Origin of the sequence: Pseudomonas sp. FIP_A4 (genome assembly GCF_036701605.1) — a bacterium.
Lineage (GTDB): Bacteria > Pseudomonadota > Gammaproteobacteria > Pseudomonadales > Pseudomonadaceae > Stutzerimonas > Stutzerimonas phenolilytica.
Window position 1 is genome coordinate 198,038 of sequence record NZ_JAYDXP010000116.1, and the last position, 26,333, is coordinate 224,370.

Consider the following 26,333-nt stretch of genomic DNA (forward strand, 5'->3'; position numbering starts at 1 on the left):
CCGCTGTGAACAGACCCTCCCGCTGGGTGCTAATGGCCGCGCTGCTGCTGGCGGCTGTCAACCTGCGCCCTGGTATCACCTCCTTCGCCCCCCTGATCGAACAGATCGCCATCGAACTCGGCCTCACCCGCAGCACCATCAGCCTGACCACCGCGTTGCCGGTACTGCTGATGGGCCTGCTGGCGCCGCTGGCTCCGCGGCTGGCGCTGCGCTTCGGCCTGGAGCGCAGTATCGGCCTGTGCCTCGGATTGATCGCGGTAGCCTTGCTGCTACGGCTGTTCGGCGAGCAGGCGTCGCTGCTGATTCTGACCGCCGCACTGGTCGGCGCCGGCATCGCGGTGGCGGGGCCGTTGCTGTCGGGCTTCATCAAACGCTACTTCCTCGAGCGGATCGGCCAGGCCGCCGCCTGGTATTCGCTGGGCATGGCCGTGGGTGGCACGCTGGGTGCGGTGGTCACCGCGCCGGCGAGCGAGCTGTTCGGTCACCAGTGGACCTGGGGCTTGGCGCTGTGGGCCTTGCCGGCATTCGCCGCGCTGGCGCTGTGGTGGCGTCTGCCGAACCAGCCGGACGTGGCGCCGGAGCAGCGTGCCGGGCTGCCCTGGCGCGTGCCGCGTGCCTGGCTGATCAGCCTGTACTTCGCGCTGCAGGCCGGGCTGTTCTACGCGCTGGCGACCTGGCTGGTCGCGCGCTATCACGAAGTGGGCTTCAGCATGCTGCACAGCAACGGCTTCTTCAGCGCCTTCATGATGATCGGCCTGCCGAGTTCCTTCATCGCGCCGTGGCTGGCGCAGCGCTTTGGTCAGCGGCACCTGCTGATGTGTGGCTCGGGCGTGCTGGCGACGCTTTGCCTGAGTGCCATCGCCTTGGTGCCGCAGTGGCAGCCGCTGCTGGTCTGCATGCTGCTGGGCGTGGTGCTCAATGCGAGCTTCTCGTTGGCACTGGTGTTGCCCATGTACGAGGCGAGCACGCCGCTGGCGGTCAGCCGGCTGACGGCGATGATGCTCTGCACCGGCTACAGCCTGGCCTGCCTGACGCCGGTGCTGGCCGGGCTCGGGCGCGATCTGTCCGGTGGCTATCGTCTGCCGTTCCTGGTGCTGGCGGGCATGGCAGTCTGCATGGCGGTGCTGGCCACACGGCTCAAGCCGCGTCAGTCCTAGCAGTCGGCTGGCACGGGCTGCGTCTGGCGTAGGCGTTGTGGCACGGTTCGAACTCGCGAGAAGACGCGGATGACCGTCCCGTTACGCTGTGCTAGAAAGCTCGACCTTTCCTGGCCTGCCGCACCGGAGTAACTGCGTGGAGTCCGAATCCATCGTTTATGGCTGCATCCGTGACTGGCCTTCGGCCGACCCGGAGCAATGCCTGCGCCGCCGCGTCAGCAACCGCAAGGTGTTGCGCGCACTGCCGCACGGCGAAGCCTGGCCGTTCATTGGTCGTGAGATGTTCTCCTACTGCAGCGAGGCGGAGCAGGGCCTGTATCAGACCCAGGTGATTCACTTCGGCGCCAGCTATCGCGCCGTGGAGTACGAGTGGGCGCTGTGGGTCGAGCACTTCGAGGCGCTGCTCCGGCAGCTCTACTGGAGCAGCGCGGTGGTCCATTTGGAGACCGAACTCGCCGGTGCGCACACCTTCCGCTGGGAAACCGAGACCGGCAGCCACAACCCGCAGCAGAGCGAACTGCGCCTGCGCTGTGCGTGGGAGCGCGAAAGCTCGCTATTCAGCTGAGCGGCTCATTCGAGCCATTCCCGCGGGACCTCATGGCGCAGCGCCAGCTGGCATTGCTGGCTGTCGGCGTCGAACACGATCACCGCCTCGCCCTTGTCCAGCGCGCGTCGTACGCGGGCGACACGGGTATCCAGCGGGGTCTCGTCACCGTTGTCGGTGCCGTCGCGGGTGACGAAATCCTCGATCAGGCGGGTGAGGGTGTCCGGTTCGAGCAGGTCGTAGGGAATCAGCATCGCGGATCCGATCAGCGAGGGCGGGGCGAGGATTCTACCGGCGGGCTCGTGGCATCGTGCAGGTAATCGTCCAGGCAGGCATAGAGTTGCTGGCTTTCCAGCGGCTTGCCGATGAAGTCGTTCATGCCGGCGGCGAGGCCGCGCTGGCGATGCTCGGCCAGCACATGGGCGGTGACGGCGATGATCGGCACCGTCGGCCATTGCCGTTCGGCTTCCAGCGCGCGGATCTGCCGGCTGGCCTCGTAGCCGTCGACCTCGGGCATCTCGCAATCCATCAGGATCAGGCGGACCGAACCCGGATCGCGCCGATACAACTCCACGGCCTGACGCCCGTTGTCGGCCAGCCGCACTGTGTAGCCACGCTTCTGCAGCAGACCGCGGACGACCATCTGGTTCACCGGATTGTCTTCGGCGACCAGAATGCACGGCGGGTTGCCGGCGACCTCGTCCGGCGCCGGCGTGGCCGGCGTCGGCACGTTGTCCTCGTAGAGTGTCTGCAGCGCATCACGCAACGGCGCGCTCTGCAGCGGCAGCGACAGGCTGGCCATGCGCAGCCCGGCTACGGGCTGCGGCTGTTCCAGTATCGGTGGATAGAGCAGCAGAACCCGCTGGTTCGTCTCCAGATGCGCCGCGAGCTGTTCCAGCCACTGGCCCGGCGTGCCTGGCCACGGCGCCTGCAGCACCAGCAGCGGCGGGGCGCTGTAGTCGCTCAGATAGTCGAGCAGTCGTTCCGGCTCCAGGCAGCGCTCGGTGCGCATGCCCCAGCGTTGCAGCAGCTGGCTCAGCGCATCGACGCCGTTGCCGTCGAGCGAAGCCAGCAGCGCCGGCCGACCGGCCAGCAAGGTGATCATCGGATCGTCGTCCTGTGCGCTGACATGCAGCGGGATCTCGAAGCTGAAGCGGCTGCCTTCGCCCGGTGTGCTCTGCACCTCGATGCGCCCGCGCATCATCTCCACCAGCTCCTTGCTGATCGCCAGGCCCAGGCCGCTGCCGCCGTAGCGGCGGCTGGTGCTGGAATCGCCCTGGGAAAACGACTCGAACAGCGTGGCGAGCACCTCGGCGCGCATGCCTATGCCGCTGTCGCTGACGCAGAAGCGCAGGTACGGCGAGCCATCCGCCTCATGGGTGCAGGATACTTCCAGGCGCACGTAGCCCTGCTCGGTGAACTTCAGCGCGTTGCTCAACAGGTTCATGAGGATCTGCTTGAGGCGGGTCGGATCGCCGCGGACCCGGCGCGGTACATGCGGCTGCAGGCCAACGTGCAGACTCAGCTGCTTGTCCAGCGCCTGCGCCGTGAGCAGGCTGATGGATTCGGAAATCAGCGTTTCCAGGTCGAACTCGATGTCTTCCAGGCTGAGCTTGCCCGAACCGATGCGGGCATAGTCGAGGATGTCGTTGATCACCGTCATCAGCGAATGGCCGGAGCTGGTGATGGTGTCCAGGTAGAAGCGCTGGCTGCGGTCCAGCGGGGTTTCGCGCAGCAGCTGCAGCATGCCCAGCACCCCGTTGAGCGGGGTGCGGATCTCGTGGCTCATCTTGGCGAGGAAGCGGCTCTTGGCTTCGTTCTCGCTGTGGGCCTGCTCGGCGGCCTGGCGCGAACGGAATCCCTCTTCCTTGAGGCGGTTGATGCGGTCGGCCAGGCCCAGCGAGAGGGTGATCAGCTCGAACGTCACCGCCGCCTTGACCACCGAGGCGCCGTACAGCCCGAGCACCTCGAAACCCAGCGATCCGGTGGTCACGATGATGAACGAGGCGAGCAGCACGCCCCAGGCGATCGTGTAGTACAGCCCGTAGCGCACGCCGTTGCGCCAGACGAAGGCGCCGGTGGCGAGCAGGCCGATGGAGGTGACGATCACCACCACGCTAGCCAGGATGCTCCAGACATGCAGGCTCAGCAGCACGCCGGAGGCCAGACTGACGAATGCTGCCAGCAGCGCCACGCGCAAGCCGCGGTCCAGGTGCGGGAAGTGCTCGCGGGTATGCAGGAAATGCCGGCTGAACTGGATCGCCACCAGGCAGTGGCTGTACATCAGCAGATAGATGCCGAAGGTCGAGATGGTGCTGTTGTCCGGCAGCCATTTGATCAGCAGTCCATCGAACGCCAGGGCGAACAGGCCGACGTTGAGGTTGTAGATCAGGTACCAGAAGTACGCCGGCTCGCGCAGCGAGACGAACAGGAACAGGTTGTAGCAGAACATGGCGAACAGCACGCCGTAGAACGCACCGCTCATGCCGAGCAGCTCTTCCTGGGCCGCGGCGCTGGCGGTATAGCTGCTGAAATACAGCGGCACGTACAGGGTGCTGCTGGTCTTCAGACGCAACAGCAGGGTGGTGTTGCCGGTGGGCAGTTCGACCGGAAACCAGAAGTCGGCGATCTTCACCGGACGCTGGGTGAACGGGTAATGGTCGCCGGACAACTGCCGGCTGAGGCTGCCGTCCGGGTACTGCAAGTACAGCTCGATATGGTCCAGCAGCGGGTAGTTGATCTCGATGAAGCCGCCGAGCGCGCCGGCCAGACGATTGTCCAGCTGCACCCGCAGCCACCAGGTCGAATCGTTCTTGCCCTGGTTGACGTGGCGGCCGGTCAGCTGCTGGAAGCTCTCCGTAGGCAGGGCGAGCACCTGCTCGACGCTCAGCTCGCCGTGCGGGTCCTCAAGGAAATAGGTGTGCTCGCCGAGTGCCTGGCGCGCGTCGGCGGAATCCAGCAAGGCGGGCGCGAAAGCCCACGCCAGCGGCGAAAGACAGTAAAGCAGGATCGCCAGGCAGAGACGCGGCAACATGGTCGGATTCCGGGAACGGGCAGCAGGAAAGTGCTGGAAGGCGGCCAACGAAATGGGGGACTGCCGAACTGCCCCAGACCCTGGCTCGGGCCTTCCATCATGCCGCGCGATTGCGGCGCTATCTTTGCCTAGGCGCCGCGCTGCGGCAACCCCGGCGGCACGGAAGCCGGTAGCCGGTCACGCACCGCCGTTCTTTATTGCCGGTGATCGTCTGCGTCACGGCCGACCAGCGAGTCCACCGCCGGCACGCGGGTGTCGTTCTCCATCTGTGCGTCGTGCTCCAGCTGGTGGCTGAAGCGCTCCAGCGAGTCCTGGGCGTGCTGCGCGTCGCTGGCGAACACCGGCGGGCTGAGCAGGTAGCTGCACAACAGGCGACTCAGGGCCGAGAGGCTGTCGATATGGGTGCGTTCGTAGCCATGGGTGGCGTCGCAACCGAACGCCAGCAGCGCGGTGCGGATATCGTGGCCGGCTTCGATCGCCGACTGCGCGTCGCTGTGGTAGTAGCGGAACAGGTCGCGACGGACCGGAATGTCCTGCTCCCCGGCCAGGCGCAGCAGATGGCGCGACAGATGAAAATCGTACGGGCCGCCGGAATCCTGCATGGCCACGGTGACCGCGTGCTCGCTGGATTCCTGGCCCTTGGCAGCCGGGGCGATATCGATGCCGACGAATTCGCTGACATCCCACGGCAGCGCGCCGGCGGCGCCAGAGCCGGTTTCCTCGGTGATGGTGAACAGCGGATGGCAGTCGATCGGCGGCTCCTGGCCGCTATCGACGATGGCCTTGAGCGCGGCGAGCAGGGCCGCGACGCCGGCCTTGTCGTCCAGGTGGCGAGCACTGATATAGCCACTCTCGGTGAATTCGGGCATCGGGTCAAAGGCGACGAAATCGCCGATGTTGACCCCCAGCGCGCAGGTTTCGGCGCGACTGTAGGTATACGCATCCAGGCGCAGCTCGACGTGGTCCCAGCTCACCGGCGCCTCATCCACCGCCGTGTTGAAGGCATGCCCGGATGCCAGCAATGGCAGCACGCTGCCGCGGATCACGCCGGTGTCGGTGAATACGCTGACGCGGCTACCCTCGGCGAACCGGCTCGACCAGCAGCCTACCGGCGCCAGGCCGAGGCGCCCGCTGGGCTGGATCTCGCGGACGATCGCGCCGATGGTGTCCAGGTGCGCCGCCACCGCGCGGTCCGGGCTGTCGCGGCGGCCCTTGAGCGTCGCGCGGATGGTGCCGCGACGCGTCAGCTCGAAGGGAACGCCGAGCTCCTGCAGGCGTTCGGCGACATAGCGCACGATGGTGTCGGTGAAGCCGGTGGGGCTGGGGATGGCGAGCATTTCCAGCAGCACGCGTTGCAGATAGTTGAGATCGGGTTCGGGTGTTCTTGCGGTCATTGAAGGCTCCCGTCGGGGCCGCAGGCGGCCGGATGAATGCCGGCCTCCGCACGCGAGACGTGCGGGCCGGCGCGGGACTCAGGCGTTGTTCTGGCTGAGCGGGAAGAGCAGGTCGATGAAACGCTCGGCTGTCGGTTGCGGCTGATGGTTGGCCAGGCCGACGCGCTCGTTGGCTTCGATGAACACATAGTCGGGCTGGTCCACGGCGGGCACCAGCAGATCGAGCCCGACCACCGGAATGTCCAGTGCGCGCGCGGCGCGCACGGCCGCCTCGACCAGCTCGGGGTGCAACTGGGCGGTGACGTCTTCCAGCGTGCCGCCAGTATGCAGGTTGGCGGTGCGGCGCACGGCCAGGCGCTGACCCTGCTCGAGCACGCTGTCCAGGTCGAACCCGGCGTCGCGCAGGCAGCGGCGGGTTTCCTCGTCCAGCGGGATACGGCTTTCGCCGCCGGTGGCGGCCTGGCGCCGGCGGCTCTGGGCTTCGATCAGTGCGCCGATGCTGTTGCGCCCGTCGCCAATGACTTCGGCGGGCCGGCGAATCGCCGCCGCGACCACCTCGTAGCCGATGACGACGATGCGCAGGTCCTGGCCGGGGTGGAAGCTTTCCAGCAGAACGCGGCTGTCGAACTGGCGCGCCAGCTCGATGGCTTCCTGCATCTCCTCGACGCTGCGCAGATCGACGGCGACGCCCTGGCCCTGCTCACCGTCCACTGGCTTGACCACCACGCTGCCATGTTCGGCGAGAAACGCCGCATTGTCGGCCGCGCTGCCGGCCAGCTGCTGTGCGGGCAGCTGGATGCCGGCACGTGCGAGCGTGCGGTGGGTCAGCGTCTTGTCCTGGCAGAGCGTCATGCTCACCGCCGAGGTCAGGTCGGACAGCGACTCGCGGCAGCGTACCCGCCGGCCGCCCTGGGTGAGGGTGAACAGCCCGGCCTCGGCGTCGTCGATGGCGATCTCGATGCCGCGTCGGCGCGCTTCGTCGACGATGATGCGCGCGTACGGATTGAGCGTGGCTTCCGGCCCCGGGCCGAGGAACAGAGGCTGGTTGAAGCTGTTCTTGCGCTTGACGGTGAAGGTCTGCAGGTCGCGAAAGCCGAGCTTGGCGTACAGCGCCTTGGCCTGCTGGTTGTCGTGCAGCACCGACAGGTCGAGATAGGCCAGCCCACGGCCCATGAAGTGTTCGATCAGGTGACGCACCAGCACCTCGCCGACGCCCGGTCGCGGGCAGCTGGGAGAAACCGCCAGGCACCAGAGGCTCGAACCGTGCTCGGGATCGTTGAACGCCTTGTGATGATCGATGCCCATCACGCTGCCGATGACCTGCCCGGAACTCTCGTCCTCGGCGATCCAGTACACCGGACCGCCTTCCTCGCGCGGCGTGCAGCGTTCCGGGTCGACCGGCATCATGCCGCGCGACTGGTAAAGGCCATTGATCGCCTGCCAGTCCGCGGCGCTCTGTGCGCGACGTACGCCGAAGCCGCGCACGCCCTTGCGTGCCGGGCGGTAATCGGTGAACCAGATGCGCAGCGTATCGGAGGGGTCGAGGAACAGCTGTTGCGGTGCGTGCGCCAGCACCTGATGCGGTGCGGCGACGTACAGCGCGATGTCACGCTCGCCGGCCTGTTCGTTGAGCAGATCGGTGGCGAGTTCCGCCGGATCGGCGTAGGTGTGGCCGATCAGGATGCGGCCCCAGCCGCAGTTCAGGGTCACCGGGCCGCAGGGCTCGGCCTGGCCGTCTTCGGCAAATCGCGCCTGCAGGCGCTGGTAGGTGGGTGCTTGCCCGCGCAACAGGCGCTGACCATAGGCTTGAGACTTCTGCATGGTGCTTTCCCTTGAGGCGTGGCCCACGTCGGCAGCTGGCGTTGCCGCCGGGCGTGCGCATTCTTAGAGGCCTTGCTCACTCAACCAAAGGTTGACCGCCGCGAGCTGCCAGAGTTTTGAGCCGCGCAGCGGCGTCAGCTGGCCATGCGGATCGGCGAGCAGCCGCTCGATGGCCTCAGGGCGGTACAGCCCGCGGTCCTGGCTGGGATCGAGCAGCAGCTGGCGGACCCAGTCGAGAGTTTCGCCCTGCAGATGCTTGAGCCCGGGCACCGGGAAGTAGCCTTTGGGACGGTCGATCACCGCGGCCGGTATCACCTGGCGCGCGGCCTCCTTGAGCACGTGCTTGCCGCCGCCCGGCAGCTTGAAGCGCGCCGGAATGCGCGCCGACAGCTCGGCCACGCGGTAGTCGAGGAACGGCGTGCGCGCTTCCAGGCCCCAGGCCATGGTCATGTTGTCCACCCGCTTGACCGGGTCGTCGACCAGCATGACGGTGCTGTCGATGCGCAGCGCCTTGTCCACCGCGGCCTCGGCGCCGGGTTCGGCGAAATGGCGGCGGACGAACTCGCCGGAGAAGTCGCCCTGATGCCACTGCTCCTGCATCAGCGCGCGGTATTCGTCGTAGTCACGATCGCGGAAGGCGCCTAGGTAGGCCGCCACGGGATCGCTGGCGCCGTCCACCTGCGGATACCAGTGGTAGCCGGCGAACAGCTCGTCCGCGCCCTGGCCGCTCTGCACCACCTTGCAGTGCCTGGCGACCTCGCGCGAAAGCAGATAGAAGGCGATGCAGTCATGGCTGACCATCGGCTCGCTCATGGCCTGGAAAGCCGCCGGCAGCTGCTCGAGAATCTCCCGCTCCTGGATGCGCAGCTGATGGTGACGCGTGCCGTAGTGCTCGGCGACCAGGTCGGAATACTTGAACTCGTCGCCGCGCTCGCCGCCGGCATCCTCGAAGCCGATGGAGAAGGTCAGCAGGTTGTCGGCGACGCCTGCCTCGCGCAGCAGGCCGACCAGCAGGCTGGAATCGACGCCGCCGGACAGCAGCACGCCGACATCCACTGCGGCGCGCTGGCGGATCGCCACTGCTTCGCGCAGGGTGTCGAGGGTGCGGCGCTGCCAGTCCTCGAAACTGTAGTGCTGCTCGTCGTCGCGGGCGCCGTACTCCAGCGTCCACCAGCGGTGGGTGGAGGTCGTGCCGTCGACGCCGACGCGCATCCAGCTGGCCGGCGGCAGTTTCTCGATGCCGGCGATCAGCGTGTCCGGCGCCGGCACCACCGCGTGGAAGCTCATGTAGTGATTGAGCGCCACCGGATTGAGGTCGCCGGCGATGTCGCCGCCCTTGAGCAGGGCCGGCAGCGTCGAGGCGAAGCGCAGGCGTTGCCCGGTGCGCGACAGGTACAGCGGTTTCACGCCGAGGCGGTCGCGGGCGATGAACAGCTGCCCGCTGTCACGCTCCCAGATGGCGAAGGCGAACATGCCGTTCAGGCGCGGCAGCAGCGCCTCGCCCCAGGCGTGGAAACCCTTGAGCAGGACCTCGGTATCGCCTTCGGAGAAGAAGCGGTAGCCCAGCGCTTCCAGCTCGGCGCGCAGCTCCGGGTAGTTATAGATGGCGCCATTGAAGACCATCGCCAGGCCGAGCTGCGGATCGATCATCGGCTGGCCGGAGGCCTCGCACAGATCCATGATCTTCAGCCGGCGATGGCCGAGGGCCAGCGGGCCCTGGCTATGGAAGCCGCACGCATCGGGGCCGCGCGCGGTGAGGTGTTGGGTGATGCGTTCAACCGCGGCCAGATCGGCCGGTTGGTTGTCGAAACGAAGTTCTCCAGCTATGCCACACATAGTTCCTTTCCGGTTGGTGCCGTTGGGAGTGTGACTGACGGGTTTCCGTCGAAGTTCAGCTTTTCTGCCCGCGCGCCTGGCTCGCTACAGGCGGAAGCCCTCGACGATGTACTCGGCCAGCGCCTCGCTCACCGGTGACTGGCTGCGCGGATTGCGCAGCAGCACGATGCTGCATTGCGGCAAGGGCGGCAGCCCTTCGGCTTCGCCAAGAATGCGCAACTGCGGCGGGATCAGGCTGCGCAGTTGCGCGGTCACCCCCAGCCCGGCGCCGACCAGTGCCATCAGCGCCGCCAGGCTCGGGCTGGTGTAGGCGATGCGGTAGTCGATCTCGGCCGCATCCAGCGCATTGCACACCCAGGCGCGGCAGAAGCAGCCGCTGTTGAACATCGCCAGCGGGATCGGCCGTTGTTCGTGCAAGTCGTAGCCGGCGGCCTCGGCCCAGACGAAGCGCTCCTGGCGCAGCAGCTGGCCGATCTCGGTGCCCGGCTCGCGGGTGACGATGGTCAGGTCCATGTCCTGGCGCTGCAGCAACTGGTAGGAAGGCTCGCAGTGCAGCTCGACCTGCACCAGCGGGTAGGCCTGGGCGAACTGCGCGAGGATGCCGGGCAGAAAGCGCATCACGTAGTCGTCCGGCGTGCCGATGCGCACCGCGCCGACCATGTGCGGCTCGCGCAGCGTGGTCATTACCTCGCCATGCAGCTTGAGGATGCGCCGCGCATAACCGAGCAGCACCTGGCCCTCGGCGGTGAGGCTGACCTGCCGGCCGCTGCGCTCGAACAGCGGACGCTGCAGCACGTCCTCCTCCAGGCGCTTCATCTGCATGCTGATCGCCGACTGCGTGCGGTGCACCGCCTCCGCCGCGCGGGTGAATCCGCCATGGTCGGCGATGGCGACGAAGCTGCGCAGCAGCTCGGTATCGATGCCCGGATAGTTGGCCACTCATCAATCTCCAAGATGGGTCGCATCAAGAGTATTCGTTGGATTGATCGTAGTCACGGCAAGAAACTGGCGCCATCCCGATTGGAGGGCCAGAGCATGAAAACCCATGACAACGCATCGATCCTGCGGCACCTGCCGGCGCCGCGCCGTCTCGCCTGGGGCATGTTGCTACGCGACGGCTGGCGGCAACTGCGTCGCTGGCAGGAACTGGCGCGCCAGCGCCGGCAGCTGGCGTCGATGAGCGACGCGATGCTCAAGGACATCGGTTACAGCCGGGCCGATATCGAGCAGGAAGCCAGCCGGCCGTTCTGGGATGACCCGCTGCGGCGCTGAGTCAGTGTCCGAGCAGCAGCTTCTGCACGCCCAGCGACAGGCTGACGGCCACCAGCATCAACGCGAAGATGCGCTGCAGTACGCTGCTGTTGAGATAGTTCGCCAGCCGATTGCCGGCCAGCACGCCGCACGCGCCGCCGGCTGCCAGCCCGCCGAGCAGAGCCAGCGGTGGCTGGGCGTCGCTGAGGTAGAGGAGGAAACCGCCGCCGCTGACCAGCGCGATCACCGCCATCGAGGTGGCCATCGCGCTGAGCAGTGTCAGTGGCGTGAACCAGAGCAGCGCCGGCACGACCAGGAAGCCGCCGCCAACGCCCATCAGCCCGGACAACAGACCGACGCCCAGGCCGATGGCGATCAGCGCAGCGTGACGTATCGAGCCGTTTTCCCGCGCCGGCAGGCTCGCTCCGCGCCACATGCGCCAGGCCGACCACATCACCAGCAGGCAGAAGGCGATGATCAGCGCCTTCTCGGCGATGAATTGACCGAGCCACTGCCCGGCAGCGTTGCCCGGCAGACCGCACAGCGCCAGCAACAGCACCGGCTTCCAGGCCACCTGACCCTGCCAGGCACGCGGAATCGCGCCGATCAGCGCCGACATGGCGACCGCACCGAGGCTGACGCCGATGGCATCGCGCAGCGGCAGATGCAGGCTGAGCAGCAGCGGCAGCGCGACCAGCGAGCCGCCGGCGCCGGTCAGTCCCAACAGCAAGCCGAGCAGCAGACCAATGCCCAATGCCTCAAGCAGCAGCGCCTCCATCAGCAAGCGTCCGCTGTGCGGGTTGGTATGCGCGGGTCACACATCGAGTAGTCCTCGGGTCGCAGACAAAGGGCGATGCTAGCCGATCCCGTCGCTCAGCGGTCCAGCGGGCGGCGCAGGCTGAAGGCGCCGCGCAGATCGCCTTCCTTGAAACCGCGCGCCTGATCCTGCGGATAGTGCTGGTCGAGCAGGGTCAGCAGTTGCGGCTTGATGTTGCTGCCGTGGCACCCCAGGCACGCTTCAGCGGTGCCGATGGCCTGCAGGTAGCGGTACTCGCCGTTCACCACTTCGCCGTGGCGCAGCTGCTCCAGCGGTTCGCCGGCGGCGGCACGCTGGGCGAACTGCTCGAGCACCTGGCGTTCCCAGGTATCCGGCGCGTTGTCCGGGTTGCGCACCTTCAGCGCGGTACGGCCGACCTGCCAGGGCGCCTTGCTGTGCTGCGCGGCGATGCCCGGCGCGAGCAGGTTGCAGGCTTCGACGGCCTTGGCAGGCCCGCCTTCGGCGACGGCCTGCTGGACGGTGGCGAGCAGTTGCTGCTGGAACGGCGGAATCAGCGCCTGCGCCTCGCTTTGCAACTGGGTGGTGTCGACCGCCGGAGCGGCGTGCAGGCCGAGCGGAAGCAGGCTCAGGAGCATCAGGTAGCGGCGTTTCATCGGCGTCTCCGACCAATCGTTTGGATAGGGGGGGGAGTATCATGCGAGGGCTGTTCGAGCGCAAGATGCGCGGCATTGCCGCAGGCGGCGCGGCGGCACTGTTGCGCCGCGACCGAAGCCGCGGCGGCGCATCGGTCAGTTGCCGCGAATCAGCTTGCGCAGCAGGAAGCGGCTGGGGTGGCAGGCTTCGGCGACCTCGCGCGGCAGCGGCAGTGGCTCGCCTTCGACCCATGCGGCCAACAGCTCGCCCGAGAGCAGCGTGGTGATCATTCCACGCGAGCCGTGCGCGGTGTTCACGTACAGGCCGTCGAGCCAGGGGCAGGGGGCGTCCGGCGTCTGTCGGGCGTTCTTGCTCAACGCGGCGTAGGCTTCGGCGAAACCGTCGGCGTCGGCCACCGGGCCGATCAGCGGCAGGTAGTCGGGGCTGGTGCAGCGCATCGCCACCCGTCCTTCGAGTCGACCGGCCTGCGCCGGGTCAGCGTGCAGACGACGGTAGAGATCCTCGGACACTCCGGCTAGCTGTTCCAGATTGGACAGGTGCTCGGCCTCGCTCGGCGCCGGATCGGTCTGCTGGAAGTTGAAGCTCGCCCCCAGCGTGTGCACGCCGTCGCGCGCCGGGGCGACGTAGCCCTTGGCGCAGAGCACGGTGCGCAGCGCAACGCTGTCGGCCGTGGCCGGCAGGCAGGTGATCTGCCCGCGGATGCGCTTGAGCGGCAGCCAGGCGCTTTGGCTGAAGCGCGCCGCCTCGGCGGCACCGGCGAGCACCACCAGCGGCGCCTCGACCAGCACCTCGCCGTTGCAGACCGCCTGCCACTGCTCGCCGTCGCGGCGCAGTTCGAGCACCTCGCGGTGGCGCAGCAGTTCGATGTTCGGCTGCGCCAGCAGCCAGCGACAGACCGCCGGCGGATGCGCCCAGCCGGCGTGCGGATAGAACAGCCCGCCGTTCGGCAGGGTCACGCCGGCCAACCGTTCGGCCTCCGCCCGCGGCAGCGAATGCACCAGATCGGCGGGGAATGCCGACGCCAGCTCCGCCTGACGTGCGCGTTCCTCGTCGTCATAGGCGATCTGCAATACGCCGCAGGCGTCCCAGTCCTGGCCCTGCTGCAACTGGCGCAGCAGCCGGCGGGTGTAGCCGAAACCGGCGACCACCAGCCGCGACAGCGCGGTGCCATGCGCCGACAGCTTGAGATAGAGCACGCCCTGCGGATTGCCGGAGCCCTCCTCGGCGGGGCTGGCGTGGCGCTCCAGCACGCTGACGTGCCAGCCGCGCGCGGCGAGGCTGGCGGCGCTGGCGCAGCCGGCAAGACCCGCGCCGATCACCAGCGCACGACGCTGGCGCGGCTGGAAGTCGGGGCGCGCGTACCAGGGCTTCGCCGTCGCCGTGGCGCTGCCGATGAAGTGTCCGCGGAGGATTTCGCGCTTGTGGCCGAAACCGGGTACGCGCTGCATGTCAAAGCCAGCCTCGCCGAGACCGCGGCGGACGAAGCCGGCGCTGGTGAAGGTGCCCAGCGTCGCACCGGGAGCGGAAAGTCGCGCCAGTTCGGCGAACAGCGCCGGCTGCCACATTTCCGGGTTCTTCGCCGGCGCGAAGCCATCGAGGAACCAGGCATCGACCCGCGCGTCCAGGCTCGGCAGCGCTTCGAGCACGTCTCCGACCAGCAGCGTCAGTACCACCCGACCGCCGCCGAACACCAGTTGCTGAAAGCCCGGATGGATCGCCAGGTATTGCTCCAGCAGCGGCTGCGCCTGCGTCTGCAGTTGTGGCCAGAGTGCCAGCGCCCTCGTGAGATCGGTGTGAGTCAGCGGATGCTTCTCGACGCTGACGAAGTGCAGGCGCGCCCCGGTTGGCGCGACCTCGTCGAACAGCTGCCAGGCACAGAGAAAGTTGAGCCCGGTGCCGAAGCCGGTTTCGCCGATCACCAGATGCTGCCCGGCGGTGAGGGCGGCGAAGCGCCGGGCGAGATCGTTCTGGGCGAGAAATACATGACGGGTTTCTTCCAGCCCCGAGGCGCGTGAGAAGTACACGTCGCCATAGTGGCGCGATTGGGGTTGGCCGCTCGCGTCCCATTCGAGTTCGGCGGGCTGGAAGGTGGGCGTTGCGGAGCGGTCTGGCATGGGGAAATCCGGCTCGGATGAGGGAGGGTCAGCTGGCGACGCGGGCGGCGTGCCCCAGTCGTTCGATGGCGGCGTCCAGCTCGTCGAGGGCCGCCTCGGCAGCCGGGCTGTTCTGCTTGAGCAGCGTCTCGCTCTGCAGACAGGCGTTGCGCAGCTGCGGTACGCCGCAGTAGCGGGTGGCGCCGTGCAGGCGATGCACGCGCTCGATCTGCAGCTGGCGGTCGCCGGCCTGGCGCGCCTGGCGGATCGCCACGCGGTCGGCATCCAGCGAGCCGAGCAGCATGCTCAGCAACTCGCCGGCGAGATCGGCCTTGCCGGCGGCCAGGCGCAGGCCTTCCTCCTCGTCGAGAACCGGGAACACCTGCTCCGGTAGCGCTGGCGGGGCTTCAGCCGGAACGGTGCGCGGCGGACTCGGCGGCTGCGTCTGAGGCTGGCTGCGCAGGGTCAGGCCGGTCCACTTGAGCACCACCTGCGCCAGTTGGCGTTCGCTGATCGGCTTGGTCAGGTAATCGTCCAGCCCGGCTTGCAGCAGGGCGCGTTTTTCGTTGGCCAGCGCATGCGCGGTGAGGGCGACGATCGGTAGCGGCAGCGCGCCGGTATCGTTTTCCCACTGGCGGATCGCCTCGGTGGTCTGCCGGCCGTCCATGCCGGGCATCTGCACGTCCATCAGGACCAGATCGAAGCTGTGCCGCTTGACCGCCTCCAGCGCATCGGGGCCGTTGTCCACGGCGACTACCGCGGCGCCGAGATCGCTCAGCAGCGTTTCCACCAGCAGCAGGTTGGCCGGGTTGTCATCCACGCAGAGCAGCTGCGGCACCCGTCCATTGACCGGTTGAACGGACGGCGCCATCGCTTGCGCCGGGCGCAGCAGCTCCAGCAGTACGCGCTGCAGCTTGCGCGTGCGCGCCGGCTTGCCCTGCAGCTGGGCGTGGCTGTGGTGATCCGGCAACGTGTCGCTGAACAAGGGTTGTTCGGTGGTCGGGCAGAGCACCACGCACTTGCAATCCAGCGTGTCGAATTCGTGGAGTAGCTGGCCCAGCTGCGCCGGCGCCAGTTCGCGGGTGGTGATGCCGAGTACGGCCAGGTCGATCGGCACGTTGCTGTCACGCTGACTGGCGACGCTGCGCTGCAACTGCTCCAGATTGTCGAAGTTCTGCACGCTCAGTCCGCAGCTTTCGAGCTGGTGCTGCAGCGATTGACGCGCCAGCGGATGCTGTTCGAGCAGCGCCACCCGGCGTCCGAGCAGCGCGGCCGGCGGCTGGTCCTCGATGTCGTCGCGTGCTTTGGGCAGGCTCAGGGTGATCCAGAATTCCGAGCCTTCGTCGGGAATGCTGTCGACGCCGATCTCGCCGCCCATCTGCTCGATGAGGCGCTTGGAGATCACCAGCCCCAGGCCGGTGCCGCCGGGCTGGCGCGACAGCGAGTTGTCGGCCTGGCTGAAGGCCTGGAACAGTGCCCGCAGGTCCTGATCGGTGAGGCCGATGCCGGTGTCCTGCACGCTGATGCGCAACTGCGCACGCTCGGCGCTTTCTTCCTCGATCATCGCGCGCACGGCGATGGTGCCTTCGTTAGTGAACTTGATGGCATTGCTGACCAGATTGGTCAGCACCTGCTTGAGCCGCTGCGGATCGCCGACCAGCGACAGCGGGGTGTCGCGGTAGACCAGGCTGACCAGCTCGAGCTGCTTGGTGTGCGCGGCCGGGGCGAGGATGGTCAGGGTGTCCTCGATCAGGTCGCGCAGGTTGAACGGTACGCTGTCGAGTACCAGCTTGCCGGCCTCGATCTTCGAGAAGTCGAGAATTTCGTTGATGATGCCCAGCAGGTTGTCGGCGGATTTCTCGATGGTCGACAGGTAGTCCTGCTGGCGCGGAGTGAGGTCGCTTTTCTGCAGCAGATGGGTGAAGCCGAGGATGCCGTTGAGCGGCGTGCGGATCTCGTGGCTCATGTTGGCGAGGAACTCGGACTTGATCCGGCTGGCTTCCAGGGCCTCCTTGCGCGCCAGGTCCAGCTCGATGTTCTGGATCTCGATGGTTTCCAGATTCTGCTGCACGTCGGCGGTGGCCTGGTCGATGCTCTGCTGCAGCTCCTCGCGGGCGCTGAGCAGGGCCTCGGCCATGCGGTTGATGCCCGAGGCCAGCTCGTCCATCTCGTGGCTGCCCAGCGCAGGCAGGCGCGTTTCCAGATGGCCGTCCTTGAGCTGGGCGACGGCCAGTTGCACGCGCTGCAGCGGCTGGCTGATGGTGCGGCTCATGCGCAGCGCCAGCAGGGCGGTGACGATCAGGCCGGCGCCGACCAGCAGCAGGCTGGTGAACAGGCTGCGATAGCCGCGCAGCAGCGTACCGTGATGCGACAGCTCCAGCTCCAGCCAGCCGATCAGCGCATTACCGTTGCCGCGCGCCTCCTCGCCGAGATTCAGGTGCTGCTGCAGCACCGGCATGAGGATGCGCGTGTAGTCCAGGCTGCTGACCCGGGTCAGGCCCTCCGGGTCGCCGGGCGGCGAGGGGGTGAGCATGCGCGGGCCGACGTGCGCGCGCGCGTTACGTTCAGCGTCGAGGATGGTTACCGCGCGGACGTCGTTCTGGTCGAGCACCTGCGCCAGGATGCGCTGCAGGCGTTTGTCGTAGCCCAGGTTCATCGCCGGAGCGGCCAGCGGCGCCAGTTGTTCGGCGATCAGCACGCCGCGTTCGTCGAGCTGGTGACGCATCTCGGAGAGCTGCATCCAGGTGAAGTAGGCGCCCAGCGCGATGGCGAGCAGGGTGCTCGGCAGCAGCGTGAGCACCAGTACGCGGCCTCGGATTCCTACGTCTTTGAGCACAGTCCATTCCCCCGGGTTGCCAGCCCGCTAGTGTAGCGATTTGCCGGGGACGAATCTGTACGCAGGTCAAGCCGGCGGGCGCCGCCGCGGCTCAGTCGAGGCCGCGAATCTCCTTGCCGTTGAAGTCCGGCAGGCGCCAGCGGAAAGTCATCGCCAGCACACGGAACAGGAAACCGCTGCCCAGCGCGATCAGCGTGGCCAACGCGGTGTTCATCTCCAGCCACAGCAGTCCGACGTAGAGCACGCCGGTGAACAGCGCGACGGTGGCGTACAGCTCGCGCTGCAGCACCATCGGCACCTCGTTGCACAGCACGTCGCGCATCAGACCGCCGAAGATGCCGGTGATGACGCCGGCGAAGACCACGATCGACGGGTGCGCGCCCATGCCCATCGCCACGTCGCAACCGATCACCGTGAACGCCACCAGGCCCAGGCCGTCCACCAGCAGGAAGACCTGGCGCAGGCGATGCAGGTAGCGTGCGATGAAGCCGGTGACGATCGCCGCGCCGATGGTGAAGGACAGGTATTCCGGGTGCGCGATCCAGCCGATCGGATAATGGCCGAGCAGGATGTCGCGGGCCGTGCCGCCACCCAGGGCGGTCACCGTGCCGAGCAGGCAGATGCCGAACAGGTCCATGCCGCGACGCATGCCCATGATGGCCCCGGACATGGCTTCGGCGGTGATCGCGATCAGGTAGATGGTATGCAGCAGTTCCACGACAGACCTCCAGTGCCCGCTGCACCAGACGGCGGGCAGCGCCAAAGGGGCGCGATTATGGAGCACGCGCGGGTTGCGCGCCATGCGAGGCGGCCATCGGGCAGGCGACGAAGCGGCCAGCGCGGCGGCACGTGGAGTCTGCCCGTGGCCAGCGGTTGCCGGTATCATGAGCGCCTTTTTTCCACGCCGTGTGGTTCATGACGTCATGACAATCCACTACCCGACCATTGCCGACTGCATCGGCAACACGCCGCTGGTTCGCCTGCAACGCCTGCCCGGCACCACCAGCAACACCATTCTGGTCAAGCTCGAAGGCAACAACCCGGCCGGCTCGGTCAAGGACCGTCCCGCACTGTCGATGATCAACCGTGCCGAGCTGCGCGGCGATATCCAGCCCGGCGACACGCTGATCGAGGCCACATCGGGCAATACCGGTATCGCCCTGGCGATGGCCGCGGCGATCAAGGGTTACCGGATGATCCTGATCATGCCGGACAATTCCAGCGCCGAGCGCAAGTCGGCGATGACCGCCTACGGTGCCGAACTGATCCTGGTGACCCGCGAGCAGGGCATGGAAGGCGCACGCGACCTGGCGCTGCAGATGCAGGCCGAGGGCCGCGGCAAGGTGCTCGACCAGTTCGCCAACGACGACAACCCCGAAGCGCACTACGGCAGCACCGGCCCGGAAATCTGGCGGCAGACCCATGGCAGCATCACCCACTTCGTCAGCTCGATGGGCACCACCGGTACCATCATGGGCGTGTCGCGCTACCTCAAGGAGCAGAATCCGAACGTGCAGATCGTCGGCCTGCAGCCGATGGAAGGCGCGGCGATTCCCGGCATCCGCCGCTGGCCGCAGGAATACCTGCCGAGGATCTTCCAGGCCGAGCGCGTCGACCGCGTCGTCGACATGTCGCAGGACGAGGCCGAGACGGTGATGCGTCGCCTGGCTCGCGAAGAAGGCATCTTCTGCGGCGTGTCCTCGGGCGGCGCGGTGGCGGCGGCGTTGCGCCTGTCGCGCGAGGTCGAGAACGCGGTGATCGTGGCCATCGTCTGCGACCGTGGCGATCGTTACCTGTCCACCGGCGTGTATGACGCTCCCAACTGAATTCATCGCCGCCTGCCGCCATCCGGTGGCATCGCGGCGCCTTGCCGTTCCCTTGAAGCAGGTTCCAGCCAATGGCCAAACGTAGCGGCGCCTTGCGCTTTCAGCCCAGCGGTGGCGAGCGCAAGCCGCAGGTGCCGGTCGGCAAGAAGCAGACGCTGCTCATCGAGCGGCTGGCCCACGATGGGCGCGGTATCGCCTTCGTCGACGGCCGTACCTGGTTCGTAGCCGGTGCGCTGCCGCGCGAGCGGGTCGAGGCGCGCGTGCTCGGTGCGCGCGCGCAGATCGTCGAGGCGCGCTGTGAGCGGGTACTCGACGCCAGCCCGCAGCGGCGCCACGAACCCTGTCCGCATGCACGCTTGTGTGGCGGCTGCACCCTGCAGCATGCGGCGGCGGACGATCAGCTCGAACTCAAGCAGCGCACCCTCGCCGAGCAGCTGGCGCGCGTCGCCGGCCTCGAGCCGCAGGCCTGGGCCGCGCCGCTCAGCGGTCCGGAGCTCGGCTATCGACGCCGCGCCCGACTTGCCGTGCGCTGGGATGCCAAGGCCGCGCGACTGGCAGTGGGCTTTCGCGCCGCGGCCAGCCAGCAGATCGTCCCGATCGAACAATGCCCCGTGCTGGTACAGCCCTTGCAAAAGCTGTTGCCGCATTTGTTGGCGGTGTTGCAGAAATTGACCCGACCCCAGGCCATCGGCCATATCGAACTGTTCAGCGGTACCGCCGAGGCCGTGCTGGTGCGCCACACGGCGGCGCTGGTGACGGACGATCTGGCGCAGCTGCAGGCGTTCGCGCACCAGCAGGGTGCGCAGCTGTGGCTGCAGGGCGAGGGCGAGCCGGTACCACTCGAAGCGGCACCGCTGGGCTATCGCCTGGAACCGTGGAATCTGGAGCTGGAGTGGCGACCGGGCGATTTCGTCCAGGTCAACGCCGCGGTCAACGAGGCGATGATCGCCCAGGCCCTGGACTGGCTGGTGCCGACTCCCGGCGAGCGGGTGCTGGACCTGTTCTGTGGGCTGGGTAATTTCGCCCTGGCGCTGGCGCGCAGCGGCGCGCAGGTGACCGGCGTAGAAGGCGTCGAGGCGATGGTCGAGCGGGCACGGGGCAATGCGTTGCGCAACGGCCTGGACGGCCTGCACTTTTATCGTGCAGACCTGTCGAAGCCGCTGGCCGATGCACCCTGGGCGCGCAGCGGATTCGACGCGGTGCTGCTGGACCCCCCGCGTGACGGCGCGCTGGAGGTTGTTCGACAAATGTCGGAGTTCGGTGCGCGCCGCCTCGTCTATGTTTCATGCAATCCTGCAACGCTCGCCCGCGACGCGGCCGAGCTGGCCCGCCAGGGCTACCGGCTGTCCCGGGCCGGTGTGATCGACATGTTCCCGCAGACGGCGCATGTCGAGGCGATGGCGCTGTTCGAAATGTCGGACCGCGCTGCCCGGTGATTTCTTGGCAGGCAACCGGCCTGCGATTCAACCGACCGGCACGCAGAATGCCGGCGTGCGGCGCAGTCACTGCGCAGAGGGAAGGTTTAGATGGTACAGGTCAGAGCGCTTCAGCCGGTCAACACCGACGGCAGCATCAACCTCGACAGCTGGCTCGACCACGTGCTGGGCATGGACCCGGCGCTGGATCGCGCGGCACTCAAGGAGGCCTGCGAGTTCGCTCGCGAGGCCGAGCAGCAAGCAAACGCCGCGCAGAATCTGTGGAGCGAAGGCACCTCCAGCTACCAGACCGGCCTGGAGATCGCCGAAATTCTGGCCGATCTCAAGCTCGACCAGGACAGCCTGGTGGCTGCGGTGATCTACCGCGGCGTGCGCGAAGGCAAGATTCAGCTGGCCGAGGTGCACCAGCGCTTCGGCCCGGTGGTCGCCAAGCTGATCGAGGGCGTGCTGCGCATGGCCGCGATCAGCGCCAGCCTCAACCCGCGCGAATCGCTGGTGCTGGGGTCGCAGGCGCAGGTGGAGAACCTGCGCAAGATGCTGGTGGCCATGGTCGACGACGTCCGCGTGGCGCTGATCAAGCTGGCCGAGCGCACCTGCGCCATCCGCGCGGTGAAGAACGCCAGCGAGGACAAGCGCCAGCGCGTGGCACGCGAGGTATTCGACATCTACGCGCCGCTGGCGCATCGCCTCGGCATCGGCCATATCAAGTGGGAGCTGGAAGATCTGTCGTTCCGCTATCTGGAGCCGGAGCAGTACAAGCAGATCGCCCAGCTGCTGCACGAGCGCCGGCTCGATCGCGAACAATACATCGCCAACGTGGTGCAGCAACTCAAGGATGAGCTGACCGCGGCCGGCATCCAGCCGGAGATCGACGGCCGCGCCAAGCACATCTACTCGATCTGGCGGAAGATGCAGAAGAAAGGCCTGCAGTTCAGCCAGATCTACGACGTGCGCGCCGTGCGCGTGCTGGTGCCGGAGGTGCGTGACTGCTACACCGCGCTCGGCATCGTGCACACGCTGTGGCGGCACATTCCCAAGGAGTTCGACGACTACATCGCCAACCCCAAGGAGAACGGCTACCGCTCGCTGCACACCGCGGTGATCGGCCCGGAAGGCAAGGTGCTGGAGGTGCAGATCCGCACCCAGGCCATGCACGAGGAGGCCGAGCTGGGGGTTTGCGCGCACTGGCGCTACAAGGGCACCGACGTCAATTCCGGTTCGGACCACTACGAGGAGAAGATCGCCTGGCTGCGTCAGGTGCTCGAATGGCATGAGGAGCTGGGCGACATCGGCGGGCTGGCCGACCAGCTGCGCGTCGACATCGAGCCCGACCGCGTTTACGTGTTCACCCCGGACGGCCATGCCATCGACCTGCCCAAGGGGGCCACGCCGCTGGACTTCGCCTACCGGGTGCACACCGAGATCGGCCACAATTGCCGGGGCGCCAAGGTCAACGGGCGCATCGTGCCGCTCAACTACAGCCTGCAGACCGGCGAGCAGGTGGAGATCATCACCAGCAAGCAGGGTTCGCCGAGCCGTGACTGGCTGAACCCCAACCTGGGCTACATCACCACCTCGCGCTCGCGGGCGAAGATCGTCCACTGGTTCAAGTTGCAGGCGCGCGACCAGAACGTCGCCGCCGGCAAGGCGCTGCTGGAGCGGGAACTGAACCGTCTCGACCTGCCGCCGGTGGATTTCGACAAGGTGGCGGAGAAGGCCAACCTCAAGACTGCCGAAGACATGTTCGCCGCGCTCGGTGCCGGCGACCTGCGCCTGGCCCATCTGGTCAATCTGGCGCAGCAGCTGGTCGAGCCGGAGCGCGGCTACGACCAGCTGGAGCTGATTCCGCGGCGCTCGACGCCGCACAAGCCGGGCAAGCGCGGCGATGTGCAGATTCAGGGCGTGGGCAACCTGCTGACGCAGATGGCCGGTTGCTGCCAGCCGCTGCCGGGCGATCCCATCGTCGGCTACATCACCCAGGGCCGGGGCGTCAGCATTCACCGGCAGGACTGCCCGTCGGTGCTGCAACTGGCCGGCCGCGAGCCGGAGCGGATCATTCAGGTCAGCTGGGGGCCGGTGCCGGAGAAGACCTATCCGGTGGAAATCTTCATCCGCGCCTACGACCGTTCCGGGTTGCTGCGCGATATCTCGCAGATGCTGCTCAACGAGCGCATCAACGTGCTGTCGATGAACACCCGCTCGAACAAGGAAGACAGCACCGCGCAGATGACGCTGACCATCGAGATTCCCGGGTTGAATGCGCTCGGGCGGCTACTGAGCCGGATATCGCAGCTGCCGAACATCATCGAGGCCAAGCGCCAGCGGGCCACGTAAGGCACGAGGCCGGCGGTGGCGCCGGCCGCGTCACGGTGGATGGCGGAGCGTCATCCACCCACGATGCACTAGGTTCCGGAGCGCTTGGCCCGCGACCGAACCCTAGGCTGGATGTCGTTTTTTACATCCACCGTGATGCCATCAGCATCCCTCACCAGCCCTCGATTCGCTGAGGAATTCCATGTACCAACTCCCCGACCTGCTGCACCTGATGGCCCGTCTGCGCGACCCACAGCATGGCTGCCCCTGGGACTTGCAGCAGAACTACGCCAGCATCGTGCCGCATACGCTGGAAGAGGCCTACGAAGTGGCCGATGCCATCGAGAGCGGCGATTTCGACCATCTGCCCGGCGAGCTGGGCGATCTGCTGTTCCAGGTTGTCTACTACAGCCAGCTGGCACGGGAGGAGGGGCGCTTCGACTTCGCCACGGTGGTCGATGCGATCACCCGCAAGCTGGTGCGCCGTCATCCGCATGTGTTTCCCGATGGCGATCTGTACCGTTCGCCCGAGCTGCCGCGCCTCGACGAGGCCGCGATCAAGCAGCGCTGGGAGGAGATCAAGGCCGAGGAGCGCGCCGAGAAGGCCGCCGCGCCGGAACAGCTGTCGCTGCTCGACGACGTGCCCGCCGCATTGCCGGCGCTGAGCCGCGCGGCCAAGCTGCAGAAGCGCGCCGCGCAGGTTGGCTTCGACTGGCCGGAAGCGCTGCCGGTGGTCGACAAGGTGCGCGAGGAACTCGACGAAGTACTGGTGGCAATGAGCGAGAACGACGCCGAGGCCGTCGCCGAGGAGCTGGGCGACCTGCTGTTCGTCGTCGTCAATCTGGCGCGCCACCTCAAGGTGGACCCGGAAAATGCCCTGCGTGGCGCCAACGGCAAGTTCGAGCGGCGTTTCCGCTTCATCGAGCAGGCCTTGCGGCAGGCGGGGCGACCCATCGAGAATTGCACCCTCCAAGAGCTGGATGCGCTCTGGGATGCAGCCAAGCGGGCCGAGCAGTCGCCTGCCTGCGGCTGATGACGGTACGCACGGTGGAGTCGCTTTCACCTCCACCACAATCCCGCGCGGCGGATCGCCATCGAGCGATCCGCGCGCCCACTTGAATGACCACAGACGAGCCGAAACATGAGTCTTTCCCTTCGCGACCAGCTGCTCAAAGCCGGGCTGGTCAACGAAAAGCAGGCCAAGCAGGCCGTCAAGCAGAAGCAGAAGCAGCAGCGCCTGGAGAAGAAGGGGCAGATCGAGAAGGACGATTCCCAGCGCCAGGCGGCCCTGCAGGCGCAGGCCGAGAAGATTGCCCGCGATCAGGAACTCAACCGTCAGCAGCAGGAGAAAGCCGAGCAGAAGGCCCGTACCGCGCAGATCAAGCAGCTGATTGAGACCAGCCGCCTGCCGAAGCTGATCACCGAGGATTACTACAACTTCGTCGACGACAAGAAGGTCAAGCGCCTGTCGGTCAACAAGCTGATGCGCGACAAGCTGGCCAGCGGCTCGCTGGCGATCGTCCGCCACGGCGGCGGCTACGAAGTGATTCCGCGCGAGGCCGCGCTGAAGATCCAGGAACGCGACCCGCGGCGCATCGTGCAGCTCAACGTGCAGACCGAAGCGCCGGATGCCGACGATCCTTACGCCGCCTACCAGATCCCCGACGACCTGATGTGGTAAGCCCGCGGTTCCGACCGATGGCGGGATAGAACTGCCGCGCCCGGCCTCTACAGTCCGGGTGCACCCAATTCCGGGTGCCCGCGTTGTGGAGGGCAGCGGCATGACTGGCGCAGCGATTCGGACCATGGGCAACGGTGAGGCGCAATACTGGCGGGCCGGCGGCGTGCCGGGTGATCCCGAGGAGCCTGGCGTGCCGGTGCAACCGGGCGAGCCGGGCGAACCGACCATTCCCGATCAGCCGCCACCCGCACCGGTCGCCTGAGCGCGCCGGGCGCGCGTTTTTCACTCGCCGAACGGATAGGTATCCGGAACCGCCGCGTCGTCGAATCGGCGCGGACCGACCGGCGTCACCGCGCTGGTCTGCTCGAACCAGACCAGCGCATCGAACTGTTCGGCGAGCACCGCACGGAAATAGTGGCTCTGACGCTCGGTCCGCGGCCGGTAGACCACCCCGATGGCACGCTCCAAGCGCGGTTGGGCCAACGCCTGGCGCAGCTTGCCGTGTGCTTCGCTGCGCCACTCGGTGAGCGACGCTCCGTGCCCGGCACGCAGAAACAGCTGCTCCCAGCTGTCCGGCCGCGACGGTAGCACCTCCATGATCTGCATCGGCTCATCCCAGTTGTCTGCGGCGGCCACGCTGCCGCGATCGGTGGCCATGCCGATCAGCACCGCATCGCGGCCGAACGCGGTGCGACACAGCTCGCCGATGTTGAATTCGCCGTCCCAGCCCATCGACGTCGCCGCCGCGTTGCCGATGTGCGAGTTGTGTGCCCATGCCACCGCGCGGGCATGCGACCCGCGATGCTCCAGCAGCGCGCGCAGGGTGTCGAACATGTGCCGGTCGCGCAGGTTCCAGGATTCGCTGGAACGGCGATACATGGCGCGGTAGTACTGCTCGGCGGCGAGCACGACATGGGCGTTGCGCGCCGCATCGAAGAAGCGCTCGCCGTCGCGTGCGGCGTACTCCAGGCGGCGTTCCAGCAGTGCACGCAGCTGCGCGACCACCGCCTCCTCGCAAGACGGTTCACCCAGCAGCACATGCTGGCCGTAGGCGGCCGGTTCGTCGTGCCACGGACTCAGGCAGCCGTAACGCTGGCGTGCCGCGCCGGCGGCGGACGGGTCGACCTGGTCGAGATAGTGCAGCACCTCGGCAATCGAGGTGCCCAGGCTGTATACGTCCAGGCCGCGAAACTCCACGCGCTGCTCGGCCGGCAGGCGGTCGTTGTGCTGGCGCAGCCAGCGGGTGAACGCCGCCACCTCACGATTGCGCCACATCCAGGTCGGAAAGCGCTTGAAGGCGTCTTCCACCCAGGCGGCAGGCTGCTGCTGGCGCACGTGGCGATCGATCCAGGCAGCGTCCGGCCAGTCGGCTTCGACGGCGACGATGGAGAAACCGTGGCGCTCGATCAGCCGACGGGTGATGGCTGCCCGCGCACGGTAGAACTCGGAGGTGCCGTGGCTGGCTTCGCCGATCAGCACCACGCGGGCATCGGCGAAACGCTCGAAGGCGTCGGCGAAGGCAGGGTCGTCGAGGTCCGGCAACGGTTGTACGTGCCGGCGCAGCAGTTCGACCAGCTGCTCTTCGTCGTAGTCGGCGGCGCGGGGAAGGGAGGCGCGCATGGGTGACTCCTGCGGGGATGCTCATGGACAGACTAGCCCGCGTGAACGCCCGTGCCAGG

The 26,333-nt window shown here is 67.4% G+C and carries 21 protein-coding genes; 9 read left to right on the forward strand and 12 right to left on the reverse strand.

Annotation, left to right across the window (positions count from 1 at the left end):
- Positions 1-32: 32 nt before the first annotated feature.
- Positions 33-1,157 carry an MFS transporter gene (locus U8L64_RS04775; RefSeq protein ID WP_043299290.1) on the forward strand — a complete coding sequence of 375 codons (1,125 nt, stop codon included), beginning with the start codon at positions 33-35 and terminating at the stop codon, positions 1,155-1,157.
- A gap of 136 nt (positions 1,158-1,293) precedes the next feature.
- The gene (locus tag U8L64_RS04780; RefSeq protein WP_043299291.1) at positions 1,294-1,722 is read left to right on the forward strand and encodes a hypothetical protein; all 429 of its coding nucleotides are present in this window, start codon (positions 1,294-1,296) and stop codon (positions 1,720-1,722) included.
- Positions 1,723-1,727: 5 nt separating this feature from the next.
- Here the strand turns inward: U8L64_RS04780 and U8L64_RS04785 are convergent, their stop codons facing one another.
- From U8L64_RS04785 to U8L64_RS04810, 6 genes are all read right to left on the reverse strand, one after another.
- Positions 1,728-1,955: a YheU family protein gene (locus U8L64_RS04785; protein WP_043299293.1), complete on the reverse strand. Its 228-nt coding sequence runs from the start codon at positions 1,953-1,955 to the stop codon at positions 1,728-1,730.
- A gap of 11 nt (positions 1,956-1,966) precedes the next feature.
- On the reverse strand, positions 1,967-4,735 hold the full coding sequence (locus tag U8L64_RS04790) for a hybrid sensor histidine kinase/response regulator (RefSeq protein ID WP_054095114.1): 2,769 nt from the start codon (positions 4,733-4,735) through the stop codon (positions 1,967-1,969).
- 194 nt (positions 4,736-4,929) lie between these two features.
- A complete protein-coding gene (locus tag U8L64_RS04795) occupies positions 4,930-6,129 on the reverse strand; it encodes an osmoprotectant NAGGN system M42 family peptidase (RefSeq protein ID WP_273527118.1) in 1,200 nt (399 codons plus the stop codon).
- Between the two features lie 78 nt (positions 6,130-6,207).
- On the reverse strand, positions 6,208-7,950 hold the full coding sequence (gene ngg, locus U8L64_RS04800) for an N-acetylglutaminylglutamine synthetase (protein ID WP_234302637.1): 1,743 nt from the start codon (positions 7,948-7,950) through the stop codon (positions 6,208-6,210).
- Positions 7,951-8,013: 63 nt separating this feature from the next.
- Positions 8,014-9,786 carry an N-acetylglutaminylglutamine amidotransferase gene (locus U8L64_RS04805; RefSeq protein ID WP_333394461.1) on the reverse strand — a complete coding sequence of 591 codons (1,773 nt, stop codon included), beginning with the start codon at positions 9,784-9,786 and terminating at the stop codon, positions 8,014-8,016.
- 84 nt (positions 9,787-9,870) lie between these two features.
- Complete coding sequence (locus U8L64_RS04810; RefSeq protein WP_043299303.1) at positions 9,871-10,725, reverse strand: LysR substrate-binding domain-containing protein; 855 nt, start codon at positions 10,723-10,725, stop codon at positions 9,871-9,873.
- 96 nt (positions 10,726-10,821) lie between these two features.
- Between U8L64_RS04810 and U8L64_RS04815 the strand changes: the two genes are divergently transcribed.
- The gene (locus U8L64_RS04815; protein ID WP_043299305.1) at positions 10,822-11,058 is read left to right on the forward strand and encodes a DUF1127 domain-containing protein; all 237 of its coding nucleotides are present in this window, start codon (positions 10,822-10,824) and stop codon (positions 11,056-11,058) included.
- A gap of 1 nt (position 11,059) precedes the next feature.
- Here the strand turns inward: U8L64_RS04815 and U8L64_RS04820 are convergent, their stop codons facing one another.
- The 5 genes from U8L64_RS04820 to U8L64_RS04840 all read right to left on the reverse strand — a co-directional run bounded on the left by U8L64_RS04820 (position 11,060) and on the right by U8L64_RS04840 (position 18,116).
- Positions 11,060-11,815: a sulfite exporter TauE/SafE family protein gene (locus U8L64_RS04820; RefSeq protein ID WP_043299306.1), complete on the reverse strand. Its 756-nt coding sequence runs from the start codon at positions 11,813-11,815 to the stop codon at positions 11,060-11,062.
- Between the two features lie 95 nt (positions 11,816-11,910).
- The gene (locus U8L64_RS04825; RefSeq protein WP_054095108.1) at positions 11,911-12,468 is read right to left on the reverse strand and encodes a Tll0287-like domain-containing protein; all 558 of its coding nucleotides are present in this window, start codon (positions 12,466-12,468) and stop codon (positions 11,911-11,913) included.
- Between the two features lie 135 nt (positions 12,469-12,603).
- On the reverse strand, positions 12,604-14,583 hold the full coding sequence (gene mnmC, locus U8L64_RS04830; protein WP_333394466.1) for a bifunctional tRNA (5-methylaminomethyl-2-thiouridine)(34)-methyltransferase MnmD/FAD-dependent 5-carboxymethylaminomethyl-2-thiouridine(34) oxidoreductase MnmC: 1,980 nt from the start codon (positions 14,581-14,583) through the stop codon (positions 12,604-12,606).
- Positions 14,584-14,611: 28 nt separating this feature from the next.
- Positions 14,612-17,398, reverse strand: a complete 2,787-nt coding sequence (locus U8L64_RS04835) for a response regulator (RefSeq protein WP_054095106.1) — start codon at positions 17,396-17,398, stop codon at positions 14,612-14,614.
- Between the two features lie 91 nt (positions 17,399-17,489).
- Positions 17,490-18,116 carry a trimeric intracellular cation channel family protein gene (locus tag U8L64_RS04840; protein WP_008570712.1) on the reverse strand — a complete coding sequence of 209 codons (627 nt, stop codon included), beginning with the start codon at positions 18,114-18,116 and terminating at the stop codon, positions 17,490-17,492.
- A 205-nt stretch (positions 18,117-18,321) separates the two neighbouring features.
- On the opposite strand from U8L64_RS04840, the gene cysM reads away from it, so the two are divergent.
- From cysM to U8L64_RS04870, 6 genes are all read left to right on the forward strand, one after another.
- The gene (gene cysM / locus U8L64_RS04845; RefSeq protein ID WP_077683850.1) at positions 18,322-19,224 is read left to right on the forward strand and encodes a cysteine synthase CysM; all 903 of its coding nucleotides are present in this window, start codon (positions 18,322-18,324) and stop codon (positions 19,222-19,224) included.
- A gap of 71 nt (positions 19,225-19,295) precedes the next feature.
- Positions 19,296-20,660: a 23S rRNA (uracil(1939)-C(5))-methyltransferase RlmD gene (rlmD, locus tag U8L64_RS04850; protein ID WP_333394469.1), complete on the forward strand. Its 1,365-nt coding sequence runs from the start codon at positions 19,296-19,298 to the stop codon at positions 20,658-20,660.
- 90 nt (positions 20,661-20,750) lie between these two features.
- Entirely contained in the window at positions 20,751-22,994 is a 2,244-nt protein-coding gene (relA, locus tag U8L64_RS04855) for a GTP diphosphokinase (RefSeq protein WP_102828843.1), read from the forward strand.
- A 181-nt stretch (positions 22,995-23,175) separates the two neighbouring features.
- Positions 23,176-24,006, forward strand: coding sequence for a nucleoside triphosphate pyrophosphohydrolase (gene mazG, locus U8L64_RS04860; RefSeq protein ID WP_138300239.1), 831 nt, complete (start codon positions 23,176-23,178; stop codon positions 24,004-24,006).
- Positions 24,007-24,114: 108 nt separating this feature from the next.
- A complete protein-coding gene (locus U8L64_RS04865) occupies positions 24,115-24,654 on the forward strand; it encodes a DUF2058 domain-containing protein (protein WP_156715089.1) in 540 nt (179 codons plus the stop codon).
- A gap of 100 nt (positions 24,655-24,754) precedes the next feature.
- Entirely contained in the window at positions 24,755-24,916 is a 162-nt protein-coding gene (locus tag U8L64_RS04870) for a hypothetical protein (RefSeq protein WP_165595088.1), read from the forward strand.
- 20 nt (positions 24,917-24,936) lie between these two features.
- Here U8L64_RS04870 and U8L64_RS04875 read toward each other — a convergent pair whose 3' ends face one another.
- Positions 24,937-26,274: an erythromycin esterase family protein gene (locus U8L64_RS04875; RefSeq protein WP_333394474.1), complete on the reverse strand. Its 1,338-nt coding sequence runs from the start codon at positions 26,272-26,274 to the stop codon at positions 24,937-24,939.
- Positions 26,275-26,333 lie beyond the last annotated feature (59 nt).

Coding starts and splice junctions, on each gene's coding strand:
- U8L64_RS04775 (WP_043299290.1), top strand. CDS start 33: ATGGCCGCGCTGCTGCTGGCGGCTGTCAACCTGCGCCCTGGTATCACC.
- U8L64_RS04785 (WP_043299293.1), bottom strand. CDS start 1,955: ATGCTGATTCCCTACGACCTGCTCGAACCGGACACCCTCACCCGCCTG.
- U8L64_RS04790 (WP_054095114.1), bottom strand. CDS start 4,735: ATGTTGCCGCGTCTCTGCCTGGCGATCCTGCTTTACTGTCTTTCGCCG.
- U8L64_RS04795 (WP_273527118.1), bottom strand. CDS start 6,129: ATGACCGCAAGAACACCCGAACCCGATCTCAACTATCTGCAACGCGTG.
- ngg (WP_234302637.1), bottom strand. CDS start 7,950: ATGCAGAAGTCTCAAGCCTATGGTCAGCGCCTGTTGCGCGGGCAAGCA.
- U8L64_RS04805 (WP_333394461.1), bottom strand. CDS start 9,786: ATGTGTGGCATAGCTGGAGAACTTCGTTTCGACAACCAACCGGCCGAT.
- U8L64_RS04815 (WP_043299305.1), top strand. CDS start 10,822: ATGAAAACCCATGACAACGCATCGATCCTGCGGCACCTGCCGGCGCCG.
- U8L64_RS04820 (WP_043299306.1), bottom strand. CDS start 11,815: ATGGAGGCGCTGCTGCTTGAGGCATTGGGCATTGGTCTGCTGCTCGGC.
- U8L64_RS04825 (WP_054095108.1), bottom strand. CDS start 12,468: ATGAAACGCCGCTACCTGATGCTCCTGAGCCTGCTTCCGCTCGGCCTG.
- mnmC (WP_333394466.1), bottom strand. CDS start 14,583: ATGCCAGACCGCTCCGCAACGCCCACCTTCCAGCCCGCCGAACTCGAA.
- cysM (WP_077683850.1), top strand. CDS start 18,322: ATGACAATCCACTACCCGACCATTGCCGACTGCATCGGCAACACGCCG.
- rlmD (WP_333394469.1), top strand. CDS start 19,296: ATGGCCAAACGTAGCGGCGCCTTGCGCTTTCAGCCCAGCGGTGGCGAG.
- relA (WP_102828843.1), top strand. CDS start 20,751: ATGGTACAGGTCAGAGCGCTTCAGCCGGTCAACACCGACGGCAGCATC.
- mazG (WP_138300239.1), top strand. CDS start 23,176: ATGTACCAACTCCCCGACCTGCTGCACCTGATGGCCCGTCTGCGCGAC.
- U8L64_RS04865 (WP_156715089.1), top strand. CDS start 24,115: ATGAGTCTTTCCCTTCGCGACCAGCTGCTCAAAGCCGGGCTGGTCAAC.
- U8L64_RS04870 (WP_165595088.1), top strand. CDS start 24,755: ATGACTGGCGCAGCGATTCGGACCATGGGCAACGGTGAGGCGCAATAC.
- U8L64_RS04875 (WP_333394474.1), bottom strand. CDS start 26,274: ATGCGCGCCTCCCTTCCCCGCGCCGCCGACTACGACGAAGAGCAGCTG.